Source organism: Klebsiella sp. RHBSTW-00215, from assembly GCF_014103785.1.
Taxonomy (GTDB): Bacteria; Pseudomonadota; Gammaproteobacteria; order Enterobacterales; family Enterobacteriaceae; genus Klebsiella.
Window position 1 is genome coordinate 6,082,645 of record NZ_JABXQS010000001.1, and the last position, 18,882, is coordinate 6,101,526.

17 protein-coding genes are annotated in these 18,882 nt (G+C 53.3%); 6 read left to right on the top strand and 11 right to left on the bottom strand.

What is annotated here, in order from left to right; translation table 11 throughout:
* Positions 1 to 6 precede the first annotated feature (6 nt).
* Positions 7 to 672, top strand: coding sequence for a transaldolase family protein (locus HV127_RS28935; RefSeq protein ID WP_181485309.1), 666 nt, complete (start codon positions 7 to 9; stop codon positions 670 to 672).
* Between the two features lie 27 nt (positions 673 to 699).
* Entirely contained in the window at positions 700 to 1,806 is a 1,107-nt protein-coding gene (locus HV127_RS28940) for a glycerol dehydrogenase (protein ID WP_182240437.1), read from the top strand.
* Between the two features lie 64 nt (positions 1,807 to 1,870).
* On the opposite strand, the gene glnB is transcribed toward HV127_RS28940, so the two are convergent.
* From glnB to purL, 5 genes are all read right to left on the bottom strand, one after another.
* Complete coding sequence (gene glnB, locus HV127_RS28945; protein ID WP_041146740.1) at positions 1,871 to 2,209, bottom strand: nitrogen regulatory protein P-II; 339 nt, start codon at positions 2,207 to 2,209, stop codon at positions 1,871 to 1,873.
* 65 nt (positions 2,210 to 2,274) lie between these two features.
* A complete protein-coding gene (gene glrR, locus HV127_RS28950) occupies positions 2,275 to 3,612 on the bottom strand; it encodes a two-component system response regulator GlrR (protein ID WP_181485307.1) in 1,338 nt (445 codons plus the stop codon).
* Positions 3,599 to 4,303 carry a two-component system QseEF-associated lipoprotein QseG gene (gene qseG / locus HV127_RS28955; RefSeq protein WP_182207569.1) on the bottom strand — a complete coding sequence of 235 codons (705 nt, stop codon included), beginning with the start codon at positions 4,301 to 4,303 and terminating at the stop codon, positions 3,599 to 3,601. The genes glrR and qseG overlap by 14 nt, the downstream gene beginning before the upstream one ends.
* A 17-nt stretch (positions 4,304 to 4,320) precedes the next feature.
* Entirely contained in the window at positions 4,321 to 5,757 is a 1,437-nt protein-coding gene (locus HV127_RS28960; protein ID WP_182240439.1) for a HAMP domain-containing sensor histidine kinase, read from the bottom strand.
* Between the two features lie 563 nt (positions 5,758 to 6,320).
* The gene (purL, locus tag HV127_RS28965) at positions 6,321 to 10,208 is read right to left on the bottom strand and encodes a phosphoribosylformylglycinamidine synthase (RefSeq protein WP_182240441.1); all 3,888 of its coding nucleotides are present in this window, start codon (positions 10,206 to 10,208) and stop codon (positions 6,321 to 6,323) included.
* Positions 10,209 to 10,380: 172 nt separating this feature from the next.
* Here purL and mltF point away from each other — a divergent pair, with 172 nt between their 5' ends.
* Positions 10,381 to 11,997, top strand: a complete 1,617-nt coding sequence (gene mltF, locus HV127_RS28970) for a membrane-bound lytic murein transglycosylase MltF (RefSeq protein ID WP_182240887.1) — start codon at positions 10,381 to 10,383, stop codon at positions 11,995 to 11,997.
* Here mltF and tadA read toward each other — a convergent pair.
* A complete protein-coding gene (gene tadA, locus HV127_RS28975) occupies positions 11,994 to 12,500 on the bottom strand; it encodes a tRNA adenosine(34) deaminase TadA (protein WP_220471434.1) in 507 nt (168 codons plus the stop codon). The genes mltF and tadA overlap by 4 nt on opposite strands.
* Positions 12,501 to 12,559: 59 nt before the next feature.
* A complete protein-coding gene (gene yfhb, locus HV127_RS28980) occupies positions 12,560 to 13,195 on the bottom strand; it encodes a phosphatidylglycerophosphatase C (RefSeq protein ID WP_182240445.1) in 636 nt (211 codons plus the stop codon).
* A 213-nt stretch (positions 13,196 to 13,408) separates the two neighbouring features.
* On the opposite strand from yfhb, the gene HV127_RS28985 reads away from it, so the two are divergent.
* A complete protein-coding gene (locus HV127_RS28985; RefSeq protein ID WP_181485299.1) occupies positions 13,409 to 14,257 on the top strand; it encodes a MurR/RpiR family transcriptional regulator in 849 nt (282 codons plus the stop codon).
* Between the two features lie 39 nt (positions 14,258 to 14,296).
* Here HV127_RS28985 and HV127_RS28990 read toward each other — a convergent pair whose 3' ends face one another.
* Both HV127_RS28990 and HV127_RS28995 read right to left on the bottom strand, forming a co-directional pair.
* Complete coding sequence (locus HV127_RS28990) at positions 14,297 to 15,214, bottom strand: oxidoreductase (protein WP_182240447.1); 918 nt, start codon at positions 15,212 to 15,214, stop codon at positions 14,297 to 14,299.
* A 21-nt stretch (positions 15,215 to 15,235) separates the two neighbouring features.
* Positions 15,236 to 16,432, bottom strand: coding sequence for an OFA family MFS transporter (locus tag HV127_RS28995; protein ID WP_181485297.1), 1,197 nt, complete (start codon positions 16,430 to 16,432; stop codon positions 15,236 to 15,238).
* Positions 16,433 to 16,548: 116 nt separating this feature from the next.
* On the opposite strand from HV127_RS28995, the gene HV127_RS29000 reads away from it, so the two are divergent.
* Both HV127_RS29000 and HV127_RS29005 read left to right on the top strand, forming a co-directional pair.
* Positions 16,549 to 17,475, top strand: coding sequence for a LysR family transcriptional regulator (locus tag HV127_RS29000; RefSeq protein WP_182240449.1), 927 nt, complete (start codon positions 16,549 to 16,551; stop codon positions 17,473 to 17,475).
* 37 nt (positions 17,476 to 17,512) lie between these two features.
* Entirely contained in the window at positions 17,513 to 17,773 is a 261-nt protein-coding gene (locus tag HV127_RS29005; RefSeq protein WP_182207577.1) for a YfhL family 4Fe-4S dicluster ferredoxin, read from the top strand.
* Here the strand turns inward: HV127_RS29005 and acpS are convergent.
* Together acpS and pdxJ are read right to left on the bottom strand one after the other, a co-directional pair.
* Complete coding sequence (gene acpS, locus HV127_RS29010; protein ID WP_182207578.1) at positions 17,770 to 18,150, bottom strand: holo-ACP synthase; 381 nt, start codon at positions 18,148 to 18,150, stop codon at positions 17,770 to 17,772. The genes HV127_RS29005 and acpS overlap by 4 nt on opposite strands.
* Positions 18,150 to 18,881 carry a pyridoxine 5'-phosphate synthase gene (pdxJ, locus tag HV127_RS29015; RefSeq protein ID WP_181485293.1) on the bottom strand — a complete coding sequence of 244 codons (732 nt, stop codon included), beginning with the start codon at positions 18,879 to 18,881 and terminating at the stop codon, positions 18,150 to 18,152. The genes acpS and pdxJ overlap by 1 nt, the downstream gene beginning before the upstream one ends.
* Between the last annotated feature and the right edge of the window lies 1 nt (position 18,882).

Genomic DNA, 18,882 nt, shown 5'->3' on the forward strand with positions numbered 1-18,882 from the left:
AACTCTATGAAAATCTATATTGATACTGCCGATCTTAATGAAATAAAGCTGCTTGAGGAGAATTTACCGCTGGCTGGCGTAACCATGAATCCCAGCATTACGGCGAAATCAGGTATTGCACTATCGGTGCTTATTCCGCAAATTCGCGCCGTATTGGGTAAAGACAGAATGATATTCGCCCAGGTTATTGCCTCCGATTGCGCAGGTATGGTGGAAGAAGCTCGCCGCCTGAGCGCAATGGATGAGAATATTGTCATCAAAATTCCCGTCACATCTGAAGGTTTGAAAGCGATAAAAAAACTGAAAGCCCATCAGGTCAGAACGCTGGGAACCGCCGTCTATACCACCACCCAGGGATTGTTAGCCGCGCTGGCTGGTGCAGAATATGTCGCACCCTATTTCAACCGCATTGAAGCGCTATCTGGCAACGGTATTGAAATTGTCAGCGCCCTGGTTAAGGCACTTGCCTTACATGCCCCGCACTGCAAAGTATTTGGCGCCAGCTACAAAAACAACCAACAGTTCCTCGATTGCCTGCTGGCAGGCTGCGAGTGCATAACACTGCCCACTGACCTTGCAAAAAATCTCCTGCAAAACCCGGCTGTCGATGCTGCCGTCGCCCAGTTTCAGCATGACTGGCAATCCGCTTACGGAAGCCTTGCCATTAAATAGTCAGCGTTTTCAATCAAGGAGAAGATAATGAGCGCAAAAATTATTCAGTCGCCGGGTAAATATATTCAGGGGGCCGGGCTTTTAAGTTCGGTTGCAACTTATGTAAAACACCTTAACGCCAAATTTTTAGTTCTTGGCGATGCTTTCGTATTGGGATTAACGCAAGACCGGCTCAGCACAAGTTTTAAAGGTGAAAATATCGCCTGCCAATTTTCGACGTTTAACGGTGAGTGTTCGCGCAGCGCCATCACTGCTATTCAGGCTGAAGCCGAAGAAAATCAGTGCACGGCAATTATCGGTATTGGCGGTGGGAAAACGATCGATGCGGCAAAAGCAGTAGCGTACTACCTGAATTTGCCGCTGGTCATTATCCCGACGATTGCTTCTACCGATGCGCCGTGCAGTTCCTGGTCCGTGCTCTATACCGATGATGGTGAATTCGACGCTTACCTCGACCTGCCTTTCAACCCGACGCTAGTACTGGTGGATACGCAGGTAGTCGCTAATGCGCCTGCACGGCTACTGGCAGCAGGTATCGGGGATGCGCTGGCGACCTGGTTCGAAGCCCGCGCCTGTTTGCAAAGCTCGGCCACAACGATGGCTGGCGGACACCCTACCGTCGCCGCAACGGGTATTGCCAGACAGTGTTATGAGACGCTGCTTGCTGATGCCAAAAAAGCCTTGCTCGCCGTCGAGCGCAACGTGGTAACCGAAGCCGTAGAGCACATTGTCGAAGCGAATACTTATTTAAGCGGCGTAGGTTTTGAGAGCGGTGGCCTGGCGGCGGCCCACGCTATCCACAATGGTTTTACCGTATTAGAAGAAACGCATGCGATGTATCACGGTGAAAAAGTGGCGTTCGGCACGTTAACCCAGCTGATCCTGGAAAATGCGCCGACTGAAGAACTCAATACCGTTCTACAGCTGTGCATTGATGTCGGTCTGCCGGTAACGCTCAGGCAGTTGAACGTCACTGAAGATATCGAAAATAAGATGCGTAAAGTTGCCGAGCTGGCCTGCGTGAAAGGAGAGACGATTCACAATATGCCGTTTAAAATCACTGAGGATAGCGTTTATGCGGCCCTGCTCGCCGCTGACAGCTATGGATCTGCGTTTATCAAAGCAAAAGCATAACTGAACGCCATTGACAGAGACAAACAGCCCCGGTCGCATGATACGACCGGGGCTGTTTGATAACTTAAATCGCTTCGTCGTCTTCTTCACCGGTACGAATACGAATCACGCGCGCAACGTCGAAGACAAAGATTTTGCCATCGCCAATTTTACCCGTCTGTGCCGTGCGGATAATAGTATCGACGCAGGTATCGACGATGTCATCAGTAACGACAATTTCGATTTTCACTTTCGGCAGAAAATCCACCATGTACTCCGCGCCGCGATACAGCTCGGTGTGCCCCTTCTGACGGCCAAAGCCTTTCACTTCCGTTACCGTCATCCCGGTGATGCCGACTTCGGCCAGCGCTTCACGCACGTCATCCAGTTTGAATGGTTTAATAATCGCATCAATCTTTTTCATGGTGTTCCTGTCTTAGTCGCGTAACCGGTTGCTAACCGTATCATAACTTGCGTCATCTTGCGGAGCTACTCTTTAAAGTCGTTGGCTTCAAGCTCGTGGCGCGACAGCAGCTTATAAAACTCCGTGCGGTTACGCCCTGCCATCCGCGCCGCATGCGTGACATTACCCTTGGTAATTTGCAGCAGCTTACGCAGGTAATTCAGCTCAAACTGATTACGCGCCTCAACAAACGTCGGCAGAGCGGTATTTTCCCCCTCCAGCGCCTGCTCCACCAGCGCATCGCTGATCACCGGCGAGGAAGTCAGCGCCACGCACTGCTCAATCACGTTCACCAGTTGGCGTACGTTCCCCGGCCATTTGGCGGCCATCAGCCGCTTCATTGCATCCGTGGAGAAAGCGCGAACAAACGGTTTATGGCGATCGGCGGACTGGCGCAGCAGATGGTTAGCCAGTAGCGGGATATCTTCTGTGCGATCGGCCAGCGGGGGAATTTTCAGATTCACCACGTTCAGGCGATAAAACAGATCTTCACGAAACTCACCGCGGGCCATCGCTTTCGGCAGATCGCGGTGGGTAGCGGAGATAATCCGCACGTCAATATCAATATCGCGATTGCTGCCCAGCGGGCGTACTTTGCGCTCCTGCAGGACGCGCAACAGTTTCACCTGTAGCGCCACCGGCATATCGCCTATCTCATCAAGAAACAGCGTGCCGCCTTCGGCTGCCTGAAACAATCCTTCACGGCTGCTGACCGCGCCGGTAAAAGCACCGCGCGCATGACCAAATAGTTCCGATTCCAGCAGTTGTTCGGGTAGCGCTCCACAGTTAATAGCGATAAAAGGTTTATCGTGGCGCGGGCTGGCGTTATGAATGGCCTGGGCGACAATCTCTTTGCCGGTGCCGCTTTGGCCGTTAATCAGCACGCTCACGTCCGATTGCGCCACCATCCCGGCCTGCTCAAGCAAGCGCTGCATCAGCGGGCTGCGGGTGACAATCGCCTGACGCCAGCGCTCGTCGGTGGTCGGCGCGCTCTGCTCCAGCGCATCGTCGATAGCTTTATACAGCGCGTCTTTGTCCACCGGCTTGGTCAGGAAACTGAATACTCCCTGCTGAGTCGCTGCGACGGCATCAGGAATGGAACCGTGCGCGGTCAGGATAATCACCGGCATCCCCGGCTGGACCTTCTGAATTTCACTGAACAGCTGTAGGCCGTCCATCTCGTCCATCCGCAGGTCGCTGACGACCAGATCCACTTTCTCGCGGCCCAAAATACGCAACGCCTCCGGGCCGCTTTCAGCAGTGACCACACGATACCCTTCGCTGATAAGACGCATCCCCAGCAGCTTCAACAAGCCCGGATCGTCGTCTACGAGCAGCAGATGGGCGGGTTTACGGATCGTCATGAATCACCTCCGGGACTTTCTCGCTGCCGTGCCCGGCATCAGAACTGAAATTGCCTCCAGGCTTACGGCTGGAGAGCTGGCGCTCAATATCGGTGAGGTTTTCCAGCTTACGAGTGGTGAGCTCAAGCTGGCTGCGTAACTCCAGCTCCTGCTGGCGCAGCGCCTCAAGCTCGGCATCGCTGGATTGCTGCAATTTGGCGTAGCGCGAACGCTCATCAACCAACTGAAGCTGTCGGCCCTGCCCTTCGCGCCAGAGCTGATAAAGCGGGCGTACCTGCGCGGCGATTTGCGGGCTGAAAGTATCCAGACGATTCACCAGCGCCCGGCGTTCATCTGGCGTAATTTTGGCATCCGCCAGCAAAATGCCGCGCTTAAAAGCATCCTGCCAGCTGTCATCATTATGCAGCTTAGCCTCCGCACGCGCCTGCGCCGGGGCCAGACGATCTGCGCAATCGATCCCCCGCAACCAGTAGAGCGGGTTTTTATCGCTGGCCTCATTTTTCAGATTCCAGATGTCGGCGCACTCTACCGAGAGAAAATCGGCGACCTGATGCTGCGGCAGCGCGGAGAGCGTTTTACCATCCGCGGCCTGTGGTGATGTGGAGGCGGAACATCCCGCCAGCGCCAGGCAAGAAATACCTGACAGCAGCCATCCCCTAAGAGGACGGACAAATGCGAAGAAGTGGGACATATTCACCCAATATTAATTTATGCATTGTTTTTTCCAGGCTCAGCGGCGGGCAGCGTGATACGAAAACAGATAAGCCCGGATTTATCATCCACCAGGCTCAGCTCGCCCTGCATTTGCCGTACACAGTCACGAGCGATGCTTAGCCCCAGACCGCTGCCTTTTACCGCCCCTTTACGCTGGTGGCTTCCCTGATAAAAAGGCTCGAAAATCATCTGTTTTTCCGCAGGCGGGATCGGCTCGCCATTATTGATAACGTCAATGCGCACCTGCTCGCCGTGCCGGTAGCTATGAATACGGATGTTACCGGATTCAGCACCATAGTGCACCGCATTGGAATAGAGATTATCCAGTACGCTCACCAGAAGTTCGGGCTCCGCCAGGCAGAAGCGCTCGGTAAGCGTCAATTCGGTTTGCATCATTTTAGCTCTTGCCGGCAGGCTATGGGCGGAAACCACATTGTCCACCAGCTCAGCGAGATTGACCGTCTCACGTGCAACCGGGCCATCGGCCTGCTGCCGGTTGTAATCCAGCAGTTGTTCAATCAGCTTTTGTAGATTGCGGCTGCTACTATCCAGAATCTCCACGATCTCCTGCTGTTCGGGCGTTAGCGGCCCGGCCACGCGGTCAGCGAGCAGCTCCGTCCCTTCACGCATGCTGGCCAGCGGCGTTTTCAGCTCATGGGAAAGATGGCGCAAAAATTGATGACGCTGGGATTCCAGCCAGGCAAGACGTTCGCTCAGCCAAATAATGCGTTTGCCGACGGATCGCAGCTCTCGCGGGCCGGTAAACATCGCGGCATCATCCAGCGATTTTCCTTCACCCAGCCGATTAATCATTCTCTGAATACCTTTCACCGGGCCGATAATCATACGGGTGAAAAGCAGCACCAGGGCCAGGCTGAGCAGAAACAGAACCAGCGCCTGCCAGCCGAAGAACTGACCGCGTTCGGCAATCTCCTGTTGTAGCTGCTGTCCGCGAGAGTAGACCACCGTTCGGGTCGCCTGGACCATATCGCTGTTGGCAGCGGCAAAAGCTTCCAGGCTGGCGGCAGATTTCGCCGTCGGACCGCTATTTTTGCACTGGAGCTCCGCCAGATCGTCGAGCTCCTGACGTAGCGCCTGCCAGATTTTTTCATCCGGCAGGACACCCGCGTGAGCATCAAGCATTTCACTGTAGCGCTTACGCTGATTTTGATAGACCCGCGCCAGGGTTGGATCATCCAGCACGCAATACTGCCGGTAGCTGCGCTCCATCTCCAGCGCAGCATTGATCATCGCCTCGCTGCGCCGGGCGTCGATAAGAGTGGTGCGATTGATATGCGCCGCCTGCGCACTCAGCGCGTTAAGGCTTTGCCACGCCTGCCAGGCCAGAACCAATAGCGGGAGCAGGATCAGCACAAAGGAGAGCGTGACCAGTTGGCGCAGTGAACGGGGGAACAGGGAGAGTCGCTTCAAGGATATCGTCTCAATCATTAGCTCACTACGATGCTAACTGAGGACGCAATAAACATCTACGCCAGAAATAATAAAGCCAGGCTACAAGAGCCTGGCTTTATTAAGCAATGAGGCGGTGCCTTACTCGACGTTTCGCCCGATGACTGATAAAGCAGAGCTGTTATCAGGAGTTGGACGGCAGGCACCTGTTTGTGCGTCATTCGAGGTTTATGTAGCGCTTCCCGAGGGGGCTGACATAAGAAGGTGAATGAGCCACTGGCTATAATTATGCACGAACTATGCCACATCACAAAATATTTTATTAACACAATGAAAAATAATGTCTTTTTACTATTTTATCACTGTAATGATGATGGTTGCTATTTGTGCAAAGTGTCGCTAATTAGCAACACCGAATAAGTGATTTATTAACACCATTTTAAATCAATGAGTTAAGTGTCACCTTTTGACGACACGGTTATTACACGTTTGTCGGCGATCCCCGACACCTTTTTCCCACGCTCATCACAAACAAAAAAGCCCCCTGCGGTTACAGGAGGCTTAACGAGGTTTGCGAAGAAGACTTAGCCCAGCTGTTTACGCGCATTGCGGAAAATACGCATCCACGGACTGTCTTCGCCCCAGTTTTCCGGGTGCCAGGAGTTCGACACGGTACGGAAAACGCGCTCCGGGTGCGGCATCATGATAGTCGCGCGTCCGCTTTCGCTGGTCACCGCGGTAATACCGTTCGCCGAACCGTTCGGGTTAGCCGGGTAGTTCTCCGTGACCTTACCAAAGTTATCGACGAAGCGCAGAGCCACCAGGCCTTTGCTCTCTAGCTGAGCCAGATGCGCACCATCACGCACTTCTACCTGCCCTTCACCGTGAGAAACGGCAATTGGCATCATCGAACCTACCATTCCCTGCAACAGCAGCGACGGGCTTTGGGTCACTTCAACCAGGCTGAAACGTGCTTCAAAACGGTCAGAGTGGTTGCGCACAAAGCGCGGCCACAGGTCGCTGCCGGGGATGAGCTCACGCAGGTTAGACATCATCTGACAGCCGTTGCACACGCCCAGCGCCAATGTCTGCGGGCGATGGAAGAAGGTGGCAAACTCGTCGCGTACGCGGTCATTGAACAGAATAGATTTTGCCCAGCCTTCACCCGCGCCTAAAACATCACCGTAGGAGAAACCTCCGCAGGCCACCAGCGCCTGGAAATCAGCAAGACCGGTACGGCCCGCCAGCAGGTCGCTCATATGCACGTCGATGGCATCAAAGCCCGCACGATGGAACGCTGCCGCCATTTCTACATGGGAGTTCACGCCCTGCTCGCGCAGCACAGCGACCTTCGGACGCGCGCCGCTAGCGATATAAGGTGCCGCGATGTCTTCGTTGATATCGAAGGAAAGCTTCACGTTGAGGCCTGGATCGTTGTCGTTAGCCTTCGCGTCATGTTCCTGGTCGGCACACTCCGGGTTATCGCGCAGACGCTGCATTTGCCAGGTAGTCTCAGCCCACCACATACGCAGCGTGGTGCGGCTTTCGCTAAATACCGGATGACTATCGGCGGCGATAACAAAGCGGTCGCCCGCCGTCGCCTGTCCGAGGTAGTGAACGCAATCTGCCAGGCCATTCGCCGCCAACAACGCTTCGACCGCCTGACGATCGGCGGCACGAACCTGAATCACGCCCCCCAGCTCTTCGTTAAACAGTGCAGCCAGATGGTCATTGCCGAGCGCGGCGATATCCACATTGACGCCGCAGTGACCAGCAAAGGCCATTTCAGCCAGGGTCACCAGCAGGCCGCCGTCGGAACGGTCATGCCAGGCCAGCAGCTTATCTTCAGTTACCAGAGCCTGCATCGACTCCCAGAAGCCTTTCAACTGGGCAACATCGCGCACGTCCGCGGTAACATCGCCCAGCTGACGGTAAACCTGCGCCAGCGCGGTGGCGCCCAGCGCATTTTTGCCTTTGCCCAAATCAATCAGCAGCAGGGCGTTATCAACGGTTGCGAGCTGCGGGGTCACGGTGCGGCGCACATCTTCCACGCGAGCAAAGGCAGAAATCACCAGCGACAGCGGGGAGGTCATTTCGCGCTGCTCGTTGCCTTCCTGCCAGCGGGTTTTCATCGACATAGAGTCTTTACCCACTGGAATCGTCAGTCCCAGAGCCGGACACAGCTCTTCTCCAACTGCTTTAACGGCTTCATATAAACCAGCGTCTTCACCCGGGTGACCGGCTGCGGCCATCCAGTTTGCCGACAGCTTCACGCGATTGAGCGCGCCAATCTGCGTCGCGGCAATATTCGTTAGCGCTTCGCCAACCGCCAGGCGGGCAGAAGCGGCAAAGTCCAGCAGCGCAACCGGAGCACGTTCGCCAATTGACATGGCTTCACCGTAATAGCTATCGAGGCTGGCGGTGGTTACCGCGCAGTTAGCGACCGAGATCTGCCACGGGCCGACCATCTGATCGCGGGCGACCATGCCGGTCACGGTGCGGTCACCAATGGTGACAAGGAAGGTTTTCTCCGCCACGGTCGGCAGATGCAGCACGCGGTTCACCGCGTCGGCAATAGTTATGCCCTGGCGATCCAGACTCTGACCCTGCGCTTTCAGCGTCTGCACATCGCGGGTCATTTTCGGCGTTTTACCCAGCAGCACATCGAGCGGCAGATCGATCGGTCGATCGTCAAAATGGGTATCGTCAAGGCTCAGGTGCATCGCTTCAGTCGCTTCGCCAATAACCGCGTACGGCGCACGCTCACGTCGGCATAGTTCATCAAACAGCGGCAACTGCTCCGGCGCGACGGCCATGACGTAACGTTCCTGCGATTCGTTACACCAGATTTCCAACGGGCTCATGCCCGGCTCGTCGCTGAGGATGTCGCGCAGCTGGAATTTACCGCCGCGGCCGCCATCACTCACCAGCTCCGGCATGGCATTGGACAAACCGCCAGCGCCGACGTCATGGATAAACAGAATCGGGTTGGCATCACCCAACTGCCAACAGCGGTCGATAACTTCCTGGCAGCGACGTTCCATTTCCGGGTTGTCGCGCTGTACGGAGGCAAAATCCAGGTCTGCGTCAGACTGTCCCGACGCCATTGAAGAAGCAGCGCCGCCGCCGAGGCCAATGTTCATCGCCGGGCCGCCAAGAACAATCAGCTTCGCGCCAACAACAATCTCGCCCTTCTGCACGTGTTCGCCGCGAATGTTGCCGATACCGCCCGCCAGCATGATGGGCTTGTGATAACCGCGCAGCTCTTCGCCGTTGTGGCTGGTCACTTTCTCTTCATAGGTACGGAAATAACCGTTCAGCGCCGGGCGACCAAATTCGTTGTTAAACGCCGCACCGCCCAGAGGGCCATCGGTCATGATATCCAGCGCGGTCACAATACGATCCGGCTTGCCGAAATCTTCTTCCCACGGCTGCTCAAAGCCCGGAATACGCAGGTTGGAGACGGAGAAACCCACCAGCCCCGCTTTCGGCTTAGCGCCACGACCGGTCGCGCCTTCGTCACGGATTTCACCGCCGGAACCGGTCGCCGCGCCCGGCCACGGAGAGATCGCCGTCGGGTGGTTGTGGGTTTCGACCTTCATCAAAATATGCGCGTCTTCCTGGTGGAAGTCGTAGCGACCCGTTTCGTGGTCAGCAAAGTAACGTCCCACCGCCGAACCTTCCATTACCGCGGCGTTATCTTTATAGGCCGACAGCACGTAGTCCGGAGTTTTCTCAAAGGTGTTTTTGATCATCTTGAACAGCGACTTCGGCTGCTGCTCGCCATCAATGACCCAATCGGCGTTAAAAATCTTGTGTCGGCAGTGCTCGGAGTTGGCCTGCGCGAACATATAGAGTTCGATATCGTTCGGGTTACGGCCCAGCTTATGGAAGGCATCCTGCAGATAGTCGATTTCGTCATCCGCCAGCGCCAGCCCCAGACGAAGGTTAGCGTCAATCAGCGCCTGACGACCCTGTCCCAGCAGGTCAACGCTGGTTACCGGGGTCGGCTGATGGTGAGCAAACAGCTTTTCGCCCTCTTCCAGCGCATCAAATACGCTTTCCATCATTCGATCGTGCAGTTCAGCCGCCACCAGCGCCCACTGCTCTTCAGTCAGGCTGCTCGCTTCAACGTAGTACACAACGCCGCGCTCCAGGCGCACAACCTGAGACAGACCGCAGTTACGGGCGATGTCGGTAGCTTTTGAAGACCAGGGAGAGATAGTGCCAGGACGGGGGGTAACGAGCAGTAGCTTGCCGGTTGGGGTATGGCTGCTTAAGTTCGGGCCATATTTTAGCAACCTCGCCAGATTCTCACGATCGTCGCCGCTTAGCGGGGCGCTGAGATCGGCAAAATGAACATACTCGGCATATATAGTGCTTACCGGAAGGTTGGCCGCCTGGAAACGTGCCAGCAGTTTATTGATACGGAATGCCGACAGTGCAGGTGAACCACGCAAAATTTCCATCATAAGTCTCTCGTCTTCGAAGCTTTCAGGGTGAGCCGGGGGAAACGGGCGCCATTATAGTGAATCCTGCGCCCCGACGAAACCGTTTGCGTAGAAATAAAATGGTTGCCAGGGTTTATCAATAAATGTGACCCGACTCGCGAATAAGTTGCCAACTGGCGCATTCTTAAGCAAAATGCCGCTCATTCGACGACAACCTTTTACTTTTTCCGGTCATAGTCTGCTGAGGAACGCAAAGCTGCAGAAGATTAACTATCTGAAAAAACTAAAGATTAATTATCTGCTCATCGGCATTGTAACCCTCTTGCTGGCGGCTGCCCTGTGGCCGTCTCTCCCGTGGATGGGGAAACCAGAGAACCGTGTGGCCGGGATTATGGCGCGCGGAGAACTGCGCATCAGCACCATTAATTCGCCAATGACCTTCGCGACCATCAATGACAAAACCTACGGTTTCGATTATGAGTTGGCACAGCAGTTTGCCAACTACCTTGGGGTCGAGCTGAAGGTGACCGTCCGACAAAATATCAGCCAGTTATTCGACGACCTCGATGAGGGAAAAGCCGACATGCTGGCGGCGGGTCTGGTCTACAACTCTGAACGGATAAAGAACTATCAGGCCGGACCAACCTACTATTCCGTTTCGCAACAGCTGGTGTATCGCAAAGGCAGCCTGCGCCCGCGCAGCCTCGCGAATCTTACCGCTGAGCAGTTGGCTATCGCCCCCGGGCACGTGGCGATTAATGACCTGCAGGCATTAAAAGAACAAAAATATCCGGACCTCGACTGGCGCGTGGATGATAAACGCGGCACCACGGCGCTGATGCAGGCGGTGATCGACGGTAAGCTCGATTACACCATCGCGGATTCGGTCGCCGTCAGTCTGTTCCAGCGCGTCCACCCGGAACTGGCCGTCGCGCTGGATATCAGCGATGAGCAGCCGGTGACCTGGTTTAGTGAAAAAGGCGAAGACAACTCTCTGTCGGCGGCAATGCTCGATTTCTTCAATAACATTAATGAAGACGGCATCCTTGCGCGACTGGAAGAGAAATACCTCGGCCACGGTAACGATTTTGACTATGTTGATACGCGCACCTTCCTGCGCGCCGTGGAGAACGTCCTCCCTGACCTACAGCCGATGTTTGAAAAATATGCCCGGCAGATAGACTGGCGCCTGCTGGCGGCCATCTCATGGCAGGAGTCGCATTGGGACCCTCAGGCGACCTCTCCTACCGGCGTACGCGGAATAATGATGCTCACCCGCAATACCGCCCAGAGCCTGGGACTGACCGACCGTACCGACGCAGACCAAAGCCTCGACGGCGGTATGCGTTATCTACAGGATATGATGAGTAAGGTGCCCGACTCCGTTCCCAAAGACGAACGTATCTGGTTTGCGCTGGCGGCTTACAATATGGGCTACGCGCATATGCTTGACGCGATGGCGCTAACCAAAAAGCAGAAAGGTAATCCCAATAGCTGGGCCGATGTGAAGCAGCGTCTGCCGTTGCTGAGCCAGAAAAACTATTACAGTCGGCTGAAGTACGGCTTCGCGCGCGGTCATGAGGCCTACGCCTACGTCGAGAATATCCGCAAATACCATATCAGCCTTGTGGGCTACCTCTCTGAGAAAGAGAGAAAAGAGGCGCAGATTGCGGCGCTTGGCGAACACTATCCGGCGGTCATGCCGGATGAGTTAAATAAAGAAGAACAGTACGCCATGTCCTTTTTCAGCTTTCGCGCCGAAACGCTGGTCGATAACGCAAAATTTAAAATCCCAGGACTGGGCCATTAATCTTCCATTTGCTGACGCGCCTTTTTAAGCAGTTTTTTCTCTTCGCGCCGCCAGCGGAAAAAATCGCTCAGCATACCAGAGCACTGTTCTGCCAGGAGACCTTCGGTTATTTCTACCCGATGATTCATCCCCGGATGATGCAGCACGTCGATAAGCGATCCGGCAGCGCCGGTTTTCGCATCCCTGGCACCGAATACCAGCCGTGAAATGCGGCTATGTACCATCGCCCCGGCACACATTACACAAGGCTCCAGGGTGACGTACAGCGTCGCGTCAACCAGACGGTAGTTTTGCAGCACCATCCCACCCTGGCGCAACGCCATAATCTCAGCATGCGCAGTAGGATCGTGACGGCCAATTGGCCGGTTCCAGCCTTCACCGATGACCTGATGATTGTGCACCAGCACCGCGCCGACCGGCACCTCGCCCTCTTCCCAGGCGCGTTTCGCCAGCGTCAAAGCATGACGCATCCAGTATTCATCATTTAATTCATGGTCAGACAAAGCGGGCACTCCTGCGGAAAAAGCGGGGCGCATTATACATGGGCGCTATGTATTACACACTATTCTAACTGCTGAAGATCGCCCTGTGGGGTTACTCGCCAGCGGTGCTGGCAAAAATAGAGCAGCGGATTGTCCTGTTCGCTGTCGCTATAACCACTGTACAAGCGCAGCGGAGCACCGATTTTTTGCTCCAGTTGCGCGACTTTTTCGTTACCCAGACAGCGCAGCGTTAAAACCCAGCCGCCGCAACGGCGCTCCATCCGACTGGCAATCAGATTCACCCGCGGCAACCATGCAGTATCAAAATAGACCTGCTCCACCAGCGACTGCGGCGACCCGGTAATCAACCAAACGTCCGCATCGGTACTGGTCAGATAATCCGTCAACCGTGACTGAACGACGGGAAAAGCCGTGACATGCTGCCGGAACCAGTGAACAAAACCCGCCTCAAGACGTTTCAGATGCCTCTCACTGCGCCCGAAAGTCGTAGCCCACAGCAGCAGGCTCATCGGCCAGCGTGCGGCCCGACCGTTTAGCAACAGTCCGGCAAGAATAACGGGCAACAGAGGAAGAACCAGCAACGTATTCAACGGCTGATGACGTAACACATAGCGCAAGAAACTGCCGAACATATCCTGCTGATGCAAGGTGCCATCCAGATCAAAGAAAACCACTCGCCGCATGCTACTATTCAAAACCGACTCCTCTGGATTAACACCTCGATAACCAATAGCTTAACAGCCTTACGCATTGAATAGCGAAAACATCCGCCATCGTTGAGCCGGGATTAAGGTAAAATCTGCTTGCAGAGAAATCTGAACGGTTGAATTTTTAATTCGCACTATTCCCCTTATAATTGAATACAAAATTCTTTCAGCCGAGGGTGAAAGCTGTCCTCCGGAGCCGCTATGAACTGTTTGACCCGAATCCGCCAACGCTACCCCACGCTGGCCGCAAGTGATAAAAAACTGGCCGATTTTATTCTGGCCCAACCGGATCAAACCCGCCACCTCAGCTCACAGCAGCTGGCGGGCGAAGCCGGAGTCAGCCAGTCGAGCGTGGTAAAATTCGCGCAGAAGATGGGTTTTAAAGGTTTCCCAGCGTTGAAACTGGCGTTAAGCGAAGCATTGGCTAGCGCCCCCACTCCGCAATCCGTACCGGTGCATAACCAGATTCGCGGAGATGATCCTCTCCGACTGGTGGGCGAAAAGCTGATTAAAGATAATATCGCAGCAATGCATGCCTCTCTGGACGTCAACAGCGAAGAAAAGCTACTGGAAGCCGTTGCGCTACTACGTAATGCCCGGCGGGTTATTATTACCGGTATTGGCGCATCGGGCCTGGTGGCGAGGAACTTTAGCTGGAAGCTGATGAAAATCGGCATTAACGCCGTTTCTGAGCAGGATATGCACGCCCTTCTGGCAACAGTACAGGCGATGGCGGCAGACGATCTGCTGCTGGCCATCTCCTACTCTGGTGAGCGACGCGAAATTAATATGGCGGCAGGTGAAGCATTGCGAGTGGGGAGCCAGATCCTGGCGATCACCGGTTTTAACCCCAACGCCCTTCAACAGCAGGCAACTCTGTGCCTGTATACCATCGCTGAAGAGCAGGCTACGCGCAGCGCCGCGATCTCCTCCACCAGCGCGCAAATGATGCTGGCCGACCTGCTGTTTATGGGGCTGGTCCAGCAGGATCTCGAGCGCGCCCCGGATCGCATTCGTCACAGTGAAGCGCTGGTGAAAAAGCTGGTCTGAAAGCGGGCTCTTCTGCATTTCGCAAAAGAGCCCCTGGATTTATTGCGCTTCTTTGGCGTGAATCAGCTGAGTCAAAAGCTTGTTAACCGGTACGGCAATATTGTTCTGCATCCCAATACGCGCAATCGCTCCGTTTAAATAGTCAATTTCAGTGAGCCGCCCTTTATGTAAATCCTGATACATAGAAGGATAGTGATGGCCGCTTTCGCGCGGGTCGAATACTTTTTTAACCGTATTCATTACCATTTCCTGAGTCAACGGAATATTCTGACTGGCTGCTACCAGTACAAACTCATCCACCACTGCCTGCGCTAAATCTAATGCTCCAGGTCGACTGCCAAAACCACCAACATTACAATCCAGCAGTGCGCAATAGGTATTCATTACGCTATTAAAAGCCGCTTTCTTCCAGATTGATAATAATACGTCAGGGCTAATTTCCGCATTCAGCCCGGCGCTATTGAGGGCGGCAATGACTCTGGATTCCTGGTCAGCATCCTGGCTGGCAATAGGCTGCAACTCAATCGTCCCAGTGCCTGTGGCCATAATATGTCCGGCACCCTCCAGTTCGCTCGACCATAACGTGACGCCAGCATAGATTTTTTCCCGATCAACGTAGTTTGCCAGCGTTTCGATATTTCCCAGACCATTAGATAAAATCATCACGACTTTCGCCGCGGGTAGCAACGGCTTAATACGCTGTAGCATGCTGTCCAGTTGCATAGCTTTGGTAAACAGAATAACCAGTTCAAATACCCCCTGCGCCTTATCGGCCATAACTGCGGGTATCGGATAATACTGTTGAGTCGTTTCCGTTTCGACAAACAATCCCTTACTGCAAATAGCATCAACATGTTCCTGCCAGCTATCGATAAGCGTCACGTCATGTCCGGCAGCCAGTAGCATATAGCCAAAACGACACCCCATAGCCCCTGCACCTGCGATTGCAATTTTCATCTTTATTTCCTTATGATTTGATCAATGTATTTTGGCTAAAACCGTTCCAACATAACGTTTCGTCACCAGCGTGAGCACAACCCCAATAAGCAATAAGACCGTGGTGAGAATAAATACCGTATTATAGCTCCCCGTATATTTTGCTATAGCTGATGTAACATACGGCGCAATAACCGCACCAACGGCAAAACCAAAATACATAAATCCATAGTTTAATCCCTGATTACGCATGCCAAAGTTCTGACTGGTCAGTCCGGGGAAGATAACTAATATCCCGGCATAAGCAAAGCCAACGCCCAGCGCGCTGAAATAGAACACCGAAGTATTACCATTAAAAAAGAGCAACAGCAGCATACAAAGGCAGGTAAAGAGATAAACAATCACCAGCGTATTATACCCGCCTAACTTATCGGTCAAACCACCCCAGAACAAGCGACCAATAGAGTTAAATATCGATACCAGACTGACAATCAAGGCCCCGGATATTAAACCATATTGCGTCATGCCAATTTGTGCAGAACTCGAACTGATCACCATTCCGGAGAATACGCCCAGCGCCAGAATCATAAAGAGTAGCCAAAAGCGCAGGTCCTTAAGCATGTGTCGATAGTCTTTATCCATTGGCGATGCTTTAATTCCACCACTATCTTTTGCGGGCGCGCTTCGAATAAAGAATTGCACAATAAAAATGACAACCAAATATACGATACCAAGATATAATAGTGCCCGACTGACATCGTGGGTTTGCGCCATAAAATATTCGGCCAGGCGGGTGCAAAGTAGCGTCCCTACTCCAACGCCGGCCAGGACGATGCCGCTGGCAAGCCCTCGACGGTCAGGGAAAAACTTGAGAATATTATTAAGATTCCCCGTAAAGGCCAATCCCGATCCCAGCCCAGCGATGACCCCATAGGTTAAGAACAACATCGGCAAATTATCCACGAACCCGGACAAGATAAAACCTAAAGAAAACAGGATGCCACCGATGACAATCGCCTGTTTTCCTTTGCCGTTATCGATCATTCTCCCGCCCCAAATCATCGGTAAAGGAATGATCCCCATATTGATAGAAAATGCCAACGCCAGGGTTGCGGGGTCCCAGTGATATTGCTCCATTAATGGCGTTTTAAAATAGCTGAATGCATAGACGCCCCCGAGTACAAAATTTATGCACACGTGGGCGGCAAGCATTCCCCAGCGGTTGATTGATACCGACATAATTTTTCCTTTTTTAAAATGCACTGATCACAGTTTAAAAAAAGCAAAATAGGCAAACAATTTGGTATTTTTTATAATCGTTATAACAAAACCCAATCGATTGGCGTTCCATTTCAATGAATATCAAACAACTGCATTCTTTCCTGATTTTGTGTGATGAACTACATTATGGTCGGGCGGCCAGTCGACTTTTTATCACCCAGCCATCATTAAGTCAGCAAATCAAACAACTTGAGTCATCACTTAAGACAATATTATTTAAGCGAAGAGGCAGAGGTATTGAATTAACAAAACCCGGCATTATTTTGCAACAGCATGCTAACAAAATAATGTTGGATTTGAAAAACGCGGAAAACGATCTCCTTCCCTATCAATATCAGCAACGCGATACGATATCGATTGGCGTCTCAGGCAGCTATCTGGTCTTGCCAGCCTTTCGCAGCTTTATGACACATCATCCTGAAATTTCCTTGAATGTTAAGGAATTTTCCACGGAACAAACCATCAAAAAACTCACCGATAGTACCGTCGATATTGGTATCGTTTACCGGACCACGCTGCCCGCTCAGCTTAGCTCTACCATGTTGTTTGAAGATGAGATTATCGCCGCTATCCCGCTTTCACATCACCTGGCGAAGCATGAGCGCCTACGCCCTGAAGATCTGAACGACCAACCCATTATCGTGCTTAATGACTCTCTATTATTAAGAGGAATTATCGCGACAGAATTCAATAACCGTAAGATAGCGCCGAATATCATCTGCGAGCTGGATAACCACTACTCATGCCTTGAGTATGCTGAAGCACAAATTGGCATCGCATTTATTACCCGCTCACTAACGCGTTTATCCACGCCCAAAAATGTCCGTCTGGTTTCGCTTGGTATTCCGGCTTTTTTCATCCCAGTGATGCTCGTACATAGCAATGACCTTTCGCTGGACAACGCAACTATCTGCCTGCTCAAGCAGATCAAAAATTTTTACACTACGGATAACGAATTGACGCCAGAAAAGAGCTGGCCTGAGCAGAAAATGGGCGTATAATGCCCGCCCTATTTGTATTGTTTCTGAGAATTTCCTGATGGCGCTGTTAATCACCAAAAAATGCATCAACTGCGATATGTGCGAGCCAGAATGCCCGAATGAGGCGATATCAATGGGTGATAGCATTTATGAAATTAACAGCGACCGCTGCACCGAGTGCGTGGGTCATTATGAAACGCCGACCTGCCAGAAAGTGTGTCCAATCCCGAACACTATTCTGCAAGATCCGGCGCATAGTGAAAACGAAGAGCAGTTGTGGGATAAATTCGTCCTGCTGCACCACGCCGAAAAAATCTAGCTTTCGACGATGACCGTAGCGCAGGCATAGTGGCGCTCATCGGCCAGCGTCACATGAATGCTGCTGACTCCTAAACGTGCCGCCAGATTTTTCGCCTCTCCCCACAAACGCAGCTTTGGCTTACCCAGCTCGTCGTTGTAAACCTCAAACTGATTAAAGGCCAGACCGTTGCGAATGCCGGTCCCAAGCGCCTTGGCAGCGGCTTCTTTTACCGCGAAACGCTTAGCCAGAAAACGGACCGGTTGCTGATGCTGTTCCCATATCGCCCACTCATGGTCGCTAAGTACGCGGCGGGCCAGGCGATCGCCGCTGCGGGCGATCACCGCTTCAATACGGGCAATTTCAACAATATCAGTGCCCAGTCCCAGGATAGCCATTACGCGCGAGCTTCCTGCATCAGACGCTTCATTTCCGCAACCGCCTCTTTCAAGCCGCTCATTACCGCACGACCAATAATCGCATGACCGATATTCAGCTCGTGCATTTCCGGCAGTGCCGCAATGGCTTTAACGTTATGGTAGGTTAGACCGTGACCGGCATTGACCTTCAGCCCAAGGCTGGCGGCGTAAGTTGCCGCTTTAGCAATACGCTCCAGCTCTTTTGCCTGCTCTGCATCAGTTGCAGCATCGGCGTAGCAACCGGTGTGAATTTCGATATAGGGTGCTCCCACGTCCGCCGCGGCCTTAATTTGCGCATTATCAGCATCGATAAACAGGGAAACCAGAATACCGGCATCGGCAAGGCGCTTACAGGCATCGCGCATTTTGTCGAGCTGGCCCGCAACGTCCAGACCACCCTCGGTGGTCACTTCCTGGCGTTTTTCCGGCACCAGGCAGCAGAAATGGGGTTTAGTCTCGCAGGCGATATTCAGCATCTCTTCCGTCACCGCCATCTCAAGATTCATGCGAGTATCGAGAGTCTGACGCAGGATACGCACATCGCGATCGGTGATGTGTCGGCGGTCTTCGCGCAGATGGACGGTAATACCGTCAGCACCGGCCTGCTCGGCGATAAAGGCCGCCTGCACCGGGTCAGGATAAGCGGTGCCGCGAGCGTTGCGTAATGTCGCAATGTGGTCAATATTGACCCCTAGCAGTAATTCAGCCATG